The following is a 12,151-nucleotide window of genomic DNA, read 5'->3' as shown; positions in this document are numbered from 1 at the left end:
CTTTCATTGTTATGATACTTCTATACTAGACGAGAATTATGAAAATTAAAAGTGTGTTCACTAAATTTCATCATTTAATTTTAGAAAATCATCCCTTTTTGGATAACAAAGAAATAATTGATATAATAAATAAAGCAAAGGAGCAAAACATATGTCTACAATTACAAAAGTTCTTGTCGGTTTAGCTATAATCTGCTTAATTATTGGAATAGGCATTCAAATAAGCGGCAACTCAGGCATTCAATTTACATTCGCTTCAATATTATTTTTAATAGCCGCATTTATAAGTAGAAATGGCGACCGCAAAAAAGCTAATAGAAAGAAGTAAAAAAATATAGAGACTGGAACATAAGGTAATGTCCCAGTCTCTATATTTATATTATGATTGCTTTGGTATTTTCCAATAATCATCTTTATTTTCTTTATCTAATACTTTCTTAAATCCTTTTGATTGATATGCCTCTTTTATATCTTTAACCCATTTAGCATCTTTATTTTTACTATCTACAACAACTTGTAAATATAAATCTTCTACTAAATCTTCTTTTAGAAGTCCTTTGGCTGGATCAACTTTCGAAGCGTAAACAATTGAACCTGGTATAACTGCATAATCAACTTCGTCTAAAATTCTAGGAATATTAGCAGAATCCATCGTTTTGATGTTAAGATTCATTGGATTATCAGAAATATTTTTCTTCGTGATTTTAATATCATTCTTATCTGCATTTAATTTAATCCATCCTGCTTTTTCTAATAAACGATAAGCTCTTGCTGCATTTGATGGATCTTGTGGTATCGCAATTGTATCTCCTTCTTTAATACCTTTAAGATTTTTATTTTTATTAGAGAATATTTGTGCAGGTACTGTTGGTATTTTAGTAATATTTGTTAAATCTGCATCTCTTTCCTTATTAAATGTATCCATATACGCTTTATGTTGATCAACGTTAACATCCACACTACCTTCTTGCAAAGCAACATCAGCTTGTAGTAATTCAGTGAAGTCTTTATCTTTAACAGTATAACCTTTCTTCTCTAATTCAGGTTTAATACCTTTCAAAAACAACTCACTATAAGGTCCCGGTGATGTAGCAATTGTAATTTCCTTCTTTTCTTTGTCATCATTATTTCCACAAGCCGCTAGCACAACTGATAAAATAAGTGTCAAAGCTAAAAATATGTATCTCTTCATAAAAACATCTCCCTCAATTCCTACTAAACTCATCTGTTTAATTATTATATTATCATTTAGTAATCTAAAGTCAATCAAATTTTTATATGTTAAACTTTCTTTAGGAGTGATGATTATGGCTTTATATCAAAAGTTAATTCAAACGAATGCTGGTGAAATGTTAGCAATTGCTAATAATGAGTATTTATTAATGCTACATTTTACGAATAAGCCTTCGTTAGAAGAGGAATTACAAATTGTACGTAAACAACTTAATTCAGAAATTAATGATGAAAGTAATCATGTTTTAGATAAACTTGAAGAGGAATTAAATCTTTATTTTGAAGGTAATCTTTCTACTTTTACAACACCTATCCATTTTAATTTTGGTACACCTTTTCAACAAAAAGTGTGGCGTGCTTTATGTGATATTCCATTTGGCGAAACGATATCTTATAAGCAGTTAGCTGAGAATATTGGTAAACCTACTGCTTTTCGTGCTGTCGCAAATGCAAATGGTAAGAACTTTATAACGATTCTTGTACCTTGTCACCGTGTGATAGCTGCCGATGGTTCAATTGGTGGTTATTCTAGTGGCATAGAACGAAAAGAAATCTTGCTTGATATTGAAAAAAATAAAAGTAACATCGGCTAATATTATCAACCGATGTTACTTTTTTAGTTTATTATAAATGTTTAATCATATATTTGTAGTCATGTCCACTTAGTTTTCGATCATATGATGGTTTGAATCCTAATTTCTCATATAGTTTCATTGCACCTTCATTATCAAATTCACAATTTAATGATACTTGTTTAAATCCTCTTTCTTTAGCTCGTACAAATGCATCTTCTATAAGTTTAGAGGCAATACCTCTACCCCTATATTCTGAAAAGACCGCAACTGAATCAATATATAAATCACCATTATCCGCTTCTTGTTCAGGTAACGGCGTTCCTTCTAATTTAAATGAATCTTTAAATTCAATATTGTGCCAATTTTCTTCAAGTTGTTTTTCGTCAGTACCACTATAGCAATTAAGAAAGCCTGCTACTTTTCCATCAATTTCAAATACCTGACTATGTTTATAATGGTTTCTATATTCACTTTCAACACTCGCTTGTTCAAGTAATCTTAAAACAGTTTCTTTATCATTTTGAACAACTAAAGGTAGCTCCATATCATGCCAAATCATAAACATTAACTCACTTAATTTTTTCGCATCTTCTTTAACAGCAGGTCTAATCATATTTTCTACTCCTTTAATACAAATTAGATTCATTTTAACATAAAAATCCCCTTTCCATATGGTTTAATACCATTTAGAAAGGGTATTATACATATCTCTTAGCTAGTAATGTCGGTTATATTCACCGAATTACATCATACCTGGCATTCCGCCCATGCCGCCCATATCTGGTGCTGCTGGTTCTTCTTCTGGAATATCTGCTACTACTGCTTCAGTAGTTAAGAACATTGCTGCTACAGATGCTGCATTTTGTAATGCTGAACGTGTAACTTTTGTTGGATCGACAATACCTGCATCTAACATATTTACCCATTCGTCTGTTGCTGCATTGTAACCAATACCTTCGTCAGCGTTTTTAAGTTTTTCAACTATAATTGAGCCTTCTAAACCAGCATTTTCAACGATTTGACGTAATGGTGCTTCAAGAGCTTTCAACACAATGTTCACACCAGTTTGTACATCGCCTTTTGCTTCAACTTCAGCTACTTTATTATAAATAGATACTAATGCTGTACCACCACCTGCTACAATACCTTCTTCAACTGCAGCGCGTGTAGAGTTTAAAGCATCTTCAATTCTTAATTTACGTTCTTTTAATTCTGTTTCAGTTGCAGCACCTACTTTGATAACTGCAACGCCACCTGCTAATTTAGCTAATCGTTCTTGTAATTTCGTACGATCAAAGTCTGAAGTTGTTTCTTCAATTTGAGCTTTAATTTGACCAACACGAGCGTCGATGTTTACTGAGTCACCTTGACCTTCAACAATTGTAGTGTTGTCTTTAGTAACTTGAACTTTACCTGCTTCACCAAGCATATCTAGAGTTGTTTCTTTTAAGTCTAGACCTAAGTCATCAGTAATCACTTGACCACCAGTTAAGATTGCTAAGTCATCTAACATTGCTTTACGACGGTCACCAAATCCAGGCGCTTTAACTGCTACTGCTGTGAATGTACCACGTAATCTGTTTAATACTAAGTTTGTTAATGCATCGCCATCAACATCGTCAGCAACAATTAAAATTGGTCTATTTGTTTGTAAGATTTTTTCTAAGATAGGTAAAATATCTTGGAATGAAGAAATCTTTTTATCTGTAATTAAGATGTAAGGATTTTCTAATTCAGCAGTCATTTTGTCTGAATCTGTCACCATGTATGGAGAAGTATATCCTCTATCAAATTGCATACCTTCAACAACTTCTAATTCTGTGCTGAATCCTTTAGATTCTTCAATAGTAATAACACCGTCATTACCTACTTTTTCCATTGCTTCTGAAATAAATTTACCAATTTCTTCATCAGCAGCAGAAATAGAACCAACTTGTGCAATTTCTTCTTTTTTCTCAACTGGTTGTGAGATATTGTGTAATTCTTCTAAAGCTACTTTAACTGCTTTATCAATACCTTCACGAATACCAACTGGATTTGCACCACTAGTTACGTTTTTTAAACCTTCTTGAATCATCGCTTGAGCTAAGACAGTTGCTGTAGTTGTACCGTCACCTGCAACATCATTTGTTTGGTTCGCAACTTCTGCAACTAATTTAGCACCCATATTCTCATATGGATCTTGTAATTCAATTTCTTTAGCGATTGTAACACCATCATTTGTGATTAATGGTGAAGTGAATTTTTTATCTAAAACGACGTTACGTCCTTTAGGTCCTAAAGTTACTTTAACTGCATTTGCTAATTTATCAACACCAGCAAGCATAGAACGTCTAGCGTCTTCTGAAAATTTTAGTTCTTTAGCCATTTATAAAAACCTCCATAAAATATCTTCAAAAATATTATCTAAATTATTCAATAACTGCTAAAATGTCATCTTCTGAAAGGATAATATATGTTTCTTTATCACGTTTAACTTCTGTTCCTGCGTATTGTTGATATACAACTTGATCACCTACAGCAACATCTACAGTAAGTCTTGTACCATCTTCTAGACGCTTACCTGGTCCAACAGCAACAACTTTTCCTTCGTTAGATGATTCTTTAGCTGAATCTGTCAATACAATCCCGCTAGCTGTAGTTTGTTCTGTTTCTGTTTTCTCAATAATAATTCTATCTCCCAATGGTTTTAACATTTATAAAATCCTCCTTGGCGCTAATAATGTTAGCACTCTTTATACTTAAGTGCTAACTACATTTTTATAATAATCAAATTTGGTCAAAATTACAAGCAATATAACTTAAATTTTTCTCTTTTTCTGCTAAATAAGGTACAATGTTTACATGTTTATTTTTGGAGGAATTGAAAATGCAATTTAATCGATTAACTGTTAATATTGCTACCCTATTACTATTTGGCGTTGTACAAACAATCGCAATTATTCCAAATAGTTTATACGCTGATTCAGGATTATCTAAAGTCACAAGGTTAGAAATCAGCTTAACTTGGATGGCAACAACAGCTATCATTACTGTTTTATTATTATGGTATATGAACTCAAATATTAAAAATCCAACTCGATTAGAACAACAGAAGAAAGAACCATGGGTATACGTGATTTTCTGGTGTGTTGCAGGTATTATAATGGCCATGCTTGGACAAATCATCGCCGCTTTGATTAATACATATATATTTAATCAACCAGTAGAAAGTGGCAATACTCAAAATCTCATGAAGATTGCACAACAATCACATATATTAATCGTTTATATCGTATTAGCAGGTCCAATATTAGAAGAATTAATATTCCGTAAATTAATTTTCGGAGAGATATACAATATGATTAAAGCACCTAAGTGGTTAAGCTTTATCGTTGCAGTATTAGTCAGTTCTTTTATCTTCTCATTAGCACATTCAGATCCAGAACATACATTAATATATGTTGTAATGGGAACTGTATTTAGCGGACTTTATGTATTAACGAAACGTATCATCGTACCAATGGTTGCACATATGGGAATGAACGGAATAGTTGTTTTAGGACAAATTGTATTTAAAGATCAAGTAAACGAACAATTAGAGAAACAATCTCAAATTTCACAACTGATATATCATACAATCTTGAGCATGTATAGCTAAGTGTAAATAAATAAGCATATCACCGAACTGAAGAACTCAGTCTTAAGTGATATGCTTATTTTTTTGTATTTGGAGGGTGGCTAACTTCCATTATTTCAAATTCTGACAATTAGATATGCCCCATCTTATGGACATTTCTCAGAATTCTGTCCCTAACATACTCTAATATTGTTTGACGCCCATAATACTTCTTCACATTTTTTAATAATGTATTTGATAACTTCGATTCTAGCTGATTTTTTATTGTCAGCCGGTACGACAAGCCATGGTGCATGATCTGTGTTTGTGAATTTAATCATATCATGACTTGCTTCGATATATTGATCCCATTTTTCTCTATTTCGCCAATCTTCGTCTGTGATTTTCCATTGTTTTTCTGGTGTTTCTTCTCGTTCTTTAAATCTTCTTAATTGTTCATCTTTATCTAAAGTTAAGAAGAATTTTAGAATAATTGCACCTTCGTCTGTCCACATTTTCTCAAATTGATTGATTTCTTCATAGGCACGTTTCCATTCTTTTTTAGTAGCAAATCCTTCTACTCTTTCGACTAATACTCTTCCGTACCAACTTCTATCGAATATTTCAATGTGGCCGCTTCTTGGCATATCTTTAGCAAATCTCCATAAGTAATGATGATTCAACTCAACGTCTGTTGGCGCACTTATTGCATTTACTTCATAACCGGTTGGATCTAATTTTTCTCTAACTCTTTTAATATTGCCACCTTTACCGGCTGCATCCATGCCTTCGTATACTAATATTAACGGAATTTTTCTTTCGTATAATGCAAATTGCAATTCTTTCAGTCTATCTTGCAAGTCACCTATAAGAGATTTATATGTCTTTTTATTTACTTTATCTATAGATTGATCAAATAGGTCTGTTTTAAAATCTTCTGTAAAATCGCCATCAATTACTTTGTCTTTCTTTTTATGTAGTTTAATCGCTTTGTTCAAACGATTGATGATATGTTTATACATCAAATTGATAGCTTCTTCTCTCTCCGTATAATCAATGATTTCCCATTCATCAGGCGATGCTTTCAGTATTTTATGCATTTCTTTATGATATACATCATCATTAATAGCACTTTCATATTCTTGTGCTTTCCAACTTGTTAATGGATTTTCTTTCATTTCTTTTAAATGTTCTTTTCTCTTTTTATCACTAATCTCAATATAAAACTTAATAATTTCATAGCCATCATCTTGGACCATCGATTCAAAGTCTTGGATTTGTCTGCGTAACGCATGATATTTGTTGTATATAGAATGCTTTATTTTGTTTGCTTGATATTCTATATAATATGTATACCAACTTCTAAAATAAATATTGATATCCCCTTTTGAAGGTAAACTGTTCCAATACTTCTGTAAAAATTGATATCTTAGATCGTCTTCTGAAGGTGATTTCATCGGTACAAAGTGTGTGTATTTAGCATCAAGTGTTAAAAGAAGTTCATTTGATAGTCTCGTCTTACCTGATGCGGGAACACCTTCAAATACAATTATGATAGGAATTCCAAGTTCTTTTGTCTTCCTCGTTAATGCTGCTACTTCTAAAGATAATTGTTCATTATTTTTAGTCATTTATATACACCTCTTTTCATTTCATATTATATGCTTTTACCTTTATTTCCGCAATTTTCAATAAAATTACAACAAAGAAATGTTATAATAAATTTATTAAGGGAGGTTTTAACATGACGTTAACTTTTAAAGATTATCAATATGAACAAATCAATATTGAAGAAAAAGAAAAGCAAACCAAATCATTATTAAATGAATTCGATAATGCAGAAACGGTCGATCAAGCAATTGAGGCGATTAATGAAATTAATAAAATTAGAAACCATACTGATACGCATTATAACTTAGCTTACATAAGAGCATCTATCGATACAAATGATGAATATTATAATAAAGAAAGAGATTTCTTTGATGAAACAATGCCTAAAATACAATATTTAGACCATTTATTCTATCAATCTTTATTAAAATCTAAATTTAAAAATGATTTAATTGCGCATTTTGGACAACAACTATTTTCTTTAGCAGAAGTTGCTCTCAATACATATAATCCTTCTATTAATGACTTACTTGTTAAAGAAAATAAATTAGTAAGCGAATATGATAAATTAATTGCTTCAGCAGATATTGACTATAACGGTGAACATTTGAACTTATCACAATTCAGTAAGTACTTAATCAACGAAGATAGAGAAATTAGAAAAGATGCTTTTAAAGCTAGAGAACAGTTTTTTGCAGATCATCTAGAGGATTTAGATCGTATTTATGATGATCTTGTAAAAACAAGACATGAAATAGCTCTAAAATTAGGATACGAGAACTTTGTTCAACTAGGCTATGATAGAATGCAAAGAATTGGTTACGACGCAAATGATGTAAAAATTTTTAGAGAGCAAGTTAAAGAACATGTCGTACCTATTACTGAAGACATCAAATCTCAGCATGCGAAACGTATTGGCGTTGACAGTTTAAAAGCTTACGATAATAATTTCACTTTTAAAACTGGATCGCCTAAACCACAAATATCTACAGAAGAAATCGTGAAAAATGCTAAAAAAATGTACCATGAACGTTCTAAAGAAACTGGTCATTTTATAGATTTTATGATTGATAAACAATTATTTGATTTAGAAGCTAAAAAAGGAAAAGAAAGTGGTGGATATTGTACAATCATTAATGATTTTAAATCACCATTCATCTTTGCCAACTTTAATGGCACACAAGGTGATATTGAAGTTATGACCCATGAAGCCGGACATGCTTTCCAAGTATATGAAAGCTTGAAGTATTCTGTACCCGAATATTACTTCCCTACTTCAGAGGCATGTGAAATTCATTCAATGAGCATGGAATATTTAACTTATCCATGGATGCCATTATTTTTCAAAAAAGATACGGATAAATTTAAACTAGCACACTTAGAAGACAATATTAAATTCTTACCGTACGGTGTAGCAGTGGATGAATTCCAACACTTTGTTTATGAGAACCCAGACATATCTTCAGAAGAACGTAGAAAAGCTTGGTCAGATTTAGAAAATAAATACTTCCCAAGTGTAGACTATGACAATATTCAACATCTTGAAAATGGTGCATTCTGGCATAGACAAGGTCATATTTTTGCATCACCATTTTATTATATTGATTATACATTAGCGACAATTTGTGCAATGCAATTTTTCATTAAACAAGAAGCTGATCCAGAACAAGCATGGTCTGATTACTTGAAAATATGTCAAATTGGCGGTTCACAATCATTTATTGATATTATGGCATCTGTTCAGTTACAATCTCCATTTGAAGAAGGTACTGTAAAATCCATTATAGAAACATTATACAAAGCAACACAGAATATTGATCAAAGTAAATTTTAATAAAAAAGTTGGTGCGAGACAGAAGTTTACTCCCAAGATACTAGAAGAGACTGAGACATTACATTATATACCAGTCTCTTTTATTTGGAAAAATCAATATTAGTGTGAGGTTCTATGTTGCTTGTTTGGTGGGTCTTGCAACATACAGGAGTTCTATGTTGCTTGTTTAGGGAGTCTTGCAACATACAGGAGTTCTATGTTGCTTGTTTGGTATGTCTTGCAACATAGATAGCGTCTATCTATCTTGTTTCACCAGTCTTGATAAATACAGAGCTCCTATTTATCTTGTTTGGGCAGTCTTGATAAATACAAGGCGCTTATTTATCTTGTTTGTCCAGTCTTGATAAATACAAGGTCCTCCAACATTGCTTATCACGCCTCACTTGCAATATTCAGCCTCCCAATTTCTAAAAATATGAAAAAGAGTCTAGAACATTTCTGTCCCAGACTCACTTTTATTTTATTTATGATTTTGAAAATCTTCGCATTATGAATAATATGATGACTCCTAATACTAGTACGATTGCGATTGAAATACCAATGATGAATGGTTTAGAAACACCTTTGTCGTCAGAAGTTGTTTCAAAACTTTCTGTTGTAGTTTGAGTTGTCTCTGTTTTAGTATCATCATCTACTGAAGTTGTTTCTGTCGTTTTATTAGTCTTTTTAAATTTTGGTTGTGCTAAATCAGGTCTACTACCAACTTTACTTGTTACGAGCGCTAGTACATCTTCATCCAATTTACTATAATATGCTTCTGAATGGCCAGGTATAAATTTAGGCGCTTTTTCATCAGTGTATTGCGGATTGTAATATCCATCCCCTACTTCATTTGTATTAGGATATGCTGGCATTGTTGGTTTATATTGATTTACATTTTGATCATTATTGCTATTTGAATTTGGTTCATTAGTTTTAGGTTCTTCAGAAGATGGTTTCCCACTATTGGATTGGTTCGGTGGTGGTACTTGATGATTGTTATCATTACTTGAAGGTTCTTCAGTGCTCGGTTTTTCGCCAGATTTTGGTTCAGTACTTGGCTCTTCTGTTGATGGTTCCTCTGAAGTTGGTTTATCATCTGTCTTTGGCTCTTCTGTTGTTGGTTCCTCTGAAGTTGGTTTATCATCTGTTTTTGGTTCTTCCGTGCTTGGTTCTTCTGTTGTTGGCTCCTCTATACTAGGCTTTTCATCAGTCTTCGGTTCTTCTGTACTTGGTTTCTGATCTGATTTCGGCTCTGTACTTGGTTCTTCTGTTGTTGGTTCTTCTTTACTAGGCTGTTCATCTGATTTTTGTTCAGACTTTTTATCTCTAGTAGGTTCTTCTGATGACTGTTCCTCAGTGCTTGAATTTTCTTCTGACTTCGGTTCAGTAGTTGTTTCCTCAGTTTTACTATTTTGTTTGCTATTTGAATCAGTTTTATTGGATTGCTGTGCTTCTATATTTTGATTCGATTGTTCTTGAGTTGTGTTCGGAGAAGTATCTTTTGTACTAGATTCATTGCTTTCTATTGCATCTGTATTATTCCCGTGTGCTACTCCAAATGCCATAGAAGATAATAGTAATGTTGAAATCATAGCATTTTTAAATATCTTCATAAAAATTCTTCCCCTCCTCTACATTAATTAATAGTTAAAGTATAAAGGAATGTTTCTTTGTTTTCTATGCTTGTACGCCATATGTTACACAGAATTAATATTTTGTAATAACTTATTCATATTTCTTACAATTTACTGATATTAAAATAAACACTTGCTGTATCAGAACAACAAGTGTTTTTTATTCGTTTAGTTATTTAGTTGTAAGTCATATTTCGTAAACTTCAAGTAAACTTGACCAGACTCTGTAGAAGTTCTGAAATTAACAGCATCTTCATCAGGGAATATTCTCGTTGTTAATACTTTTTCACCATCGTTAACGAAAATTTCTAAACTAGATGTATCGCTATAAATTCTCAACTCTTTTAAGTCATTATCTAAAGTTGTTGTACGAGTTGTCTTCTCAACCGCTTCACTTACAATACCACTTTCAAATCGATCTAAAGTAAGTTGTTTAGAACGTGTATTATAAATAATTTGCGTTGAACATTTTTTAGAAACTCTTAAATCAAAGTATATTTCGCTAGCTTCATTCTCTAGTATCTCAATCATTAATTCAAATTGTTTACCTTCATATGGGTGGAGTTTAACTGAATGTTTATTAGCATAACCTTCAGCAGTTTCTTTATTTGTTCTTAATTTTTCAAGTGCTTTTATAGGTCTTTGTTTCAGTTTATCATCTTCAATTGTGAGTACTCTTGGAATCGTTAAACAATGTGCCCAACCTTCTTCATCTGTAGCATAATCTATTTCAGGAAGACCCATCCAACCAATTAAAATTCTGTCACCATGTTCATCTAAGAATGTTTGTGGGGCATAAAAGTCAAAGCCTTGATCTAATTCAAGAAATTCTTGGTGCTCAAACTTCAACGTATCAATATCAAAATCACCAATTAAATAACCAGATTGATAGATGTTCTCGAATTGGTTATTTTCCGCTTCAATACCTTGAGGTGAAAAGATAAATACATCTTTATCATTTAACTTAAATAAATCTGGACATTCCCACATATAACCGAAGTTTTGCAGTCGTGTTTCAATTTCGCCTTTAAAGTTCCAATCTTGAATATTTTCAGATTCATATATAACAGCCGTACCTGTTTCATTCTCTCTTTGAATACCAAATATTGCATAGTATTTTTCATTCTCAAACCATACTTTAGGGTCTCTAAAATGTTCAGTATATCCTTCTGGCTTGTTTGGAATAGCTGGTTGATCAAACTTTTTAAAAGTACCATCTTCTAATTGTTCAGCAATCATTTGGACAGATTTACGATCCCAATTTTCATTACGTACATTTCCCGTATACATTAAATATAACTTGCCATTATAATCAAAAGCACTACCCGAATATACACCGTGACTATCATATTCTGTATCAGGCACTAAAGCGATTCCCTCATCTTTAAATTCTAATAAATCTTTGCTTGTATAATGATACCAATACTTCAAACCATGTACTGCACCAAGCGGAAACCATTGATGAAATATATGATAAACACCATTATGATAAACCAATCCATTTGGATCATTTAACAATCCTGTTTTTGGTTGAATATGAAAAGTTTGACGCCATTTTGACGCATTTACTTTATCTATTAATTCATTGTATGCTTCATCAGATATGTCTGATAATTTTTTATATCTTTCTTCTCGTGTCCAATTTACCATTATCATTCTCCTTACATCCGATTTAGACGGGTTC

Annotated in this window: 11 protein-coding genes; 4 read left to right on the top strand and 7 right to left on the bottom strand. The window is 32.0% G+C overall.

Annotation, left to right across the window (positions count from 1 at the left end):
- The first annotated feature begins 151 nt into the window (after positions 1 to 151).
- On the top strand, positions 152 to 328 hold the full coding sequence (locus tag LQ611_RS03945; protein WP_037589573.1) for a hypothetical protein: 177 nt from the start codon (positions 152 to 154) through the stop codon (positions 326 to 328).
- Between the two features lie 51 nt (positions 329 to 379).
- On the opposite strand, the gene LQ611_RS03940 is transcribed toward LQ611_RS03945, so the two are convergent.
- Entirely contained in the window at positions 380 to 1,192 is an 813-nt protein-coding gene (locus tag LQ611_RS03940) for a MetQ/NlpA family ABC transporter substrate-binding protein (RefSeq protein WP_103360837.1), read from the bottom strand.
- A gap of 115 nt (positions 1,193 to 1,307) precedes the next feature.
- Between LQ611_RS03940 and LQ611_RS03935 the strand changes: the two genes are divergently transcribed.
- On the top strand, positions 1,308 to 1,826 hold the full coding sequence (locus LQ611_RS03935; RefSeq protein WP_103360835.1) for a methylated-DNA--[protein]-cysteine S-methyltransferase: 519 nt from the start codon (positions 1,308 to 1,310) through the stop codon (positions 1,824 to 1,826).
- Positions 1,827 to 1,857: 31 nt separating this feature from the next.
- On the opposite strand, the gene LQ611_RS03930 is transcribed toward LQ611_RS03935, so the two are convergent.
- From LQ611_RS03930 to groES, 3 genes are all read right to left on the bottom strand, one after another.
- Entirely contained in the window at positions 1,858 to 2,421 is a 564-nt protein-coding gene (locus tag LQ611_RS03930; RefSeq protein WP_103360834.1) for a GNAT family N-acetyltransferase, read from the bottom strand.
- A gap of 129 nt (positions 2,422 to 2,550) precedes the next feature.
- Positions 2,551 to 4,176 (bottom strand): chaperonin GroEL, encoded by a 1,626-nt coding sequence (gene groL, locus LQ611_RS03925; protein WP_239709358.1) that lies wholly within the window; start codon positions 4,174 to 4,176, stop codon positions 2,551 to 2,553.
- 43 nt (positions 4,177 to 4,219) lie between these two features.
- Positions 4,220 to 4,504 carry a co-chaperone GroES gene (gene groES / locus LQ611_RS03920; protein WP_025905068.1) on the bottom strand — a complete coding sequence of 95 codons (285 nt, stop codon included), beginning with the start codon at positions 4,502 to 4,504 and terminating at the stop codon, positions 4,220 to 4,222.
- A 173-nt stretch (positions 4,505 to 4,677) separates the two neighbouring features.
- On the opposite strand from groES, the gene mroQ reads away from it, so the two are divergent.
- Positions 4,678 to 5,448, top strand: coding sequence for an intramembrane glutamic endopeptidase MroQ (gene mroQ, locus LQ611_RS03915; RefSeq protein WP_025905067.1), 771 nt, complete (start codon positions 4,678 to 4,680; stop codon positions 5,446 to 5,448).
- Between the two features lie 152 nt (positions 5,449 to 5,600).
- On the opposite strand, the gene LQ611_RS03910 is transcribed toward mroQ, so the two are convergent.
- Complete coding sequence (locus LQ611_RS03910) at positions 5,601 to 7,037, bottom strand: phosphate--AMP phosphotransferase (RefSeq protein WP_239709357.1); 1,437 nt, start codon at positions 7,035 to 7,037, stop codon at positions 5,601 to 5,603.
- 113 nt (positions 7,038 to 7,150) lie between these two features.
- Between LQ611_RS03910 and LQ611_RS03905 the strand changes: the two genes are divergently transcribed.
- On the top strand, positions 7,151 to 8,851 hold the full coding sequence (locus LQ611_RS03905) for a M3 family oligoendopeptidase (protein WP_151359286.1): 1,701 nt from the start codon (positions 7,151 to 7,153) through the stop codon (positions 8,849 to 8,851).
- Between the two features lie 464 nt (positions 8,852 to 9,315).
- Here the strand turns inward: LQ611_RS03905 and LQ611_RS03900 are convergent, their stop codons facing one another.
- The gene (locus LQ611_RS03900) at positions 9,316 to 10,446 is read right to left on the bottom strand and encodes an SdrH family protein (RefSeq protein WP_239709355.1); all 1,131 of its coding nucleotides are present in this window, start codon (positions 10,444 to 10,446) and stop codon (positions 9,316 to 9,318) included.
- 189 nt (positions 10,447 to 10,635) lie between these two features.
- Positions 10,636 to 12,117 carry a glycoside hydrolase family 32 protein gene (locus LQ611_RS03895; protein ID WP_107590631.1) on the bottom strand — a complete coding sequence of 494 codons (1,482 nt, stop codon included), beginning with the start codon at positions 12,115 to 12,117 and terminating at the stop codon, positions 10,636 to 10,638.
- Positions 12,118 to 12,151: the final 34 nt, after the last annotated feature.

Source organism: Mammaliicoccus sp. L-M44 (assembly GCF_022386355.1).
Classification (GTDB): Bacteria; Bacillota; Bacilli; order Staphylococcales; family Staphylococcaceae; genus Mammaliicoccus; species Mammaliicoccus sciuri_A.
Note: the sequence above shows the minus strand (reverse complement) of the source record. Positions and strands in the feature narration are given on the sequence as shown.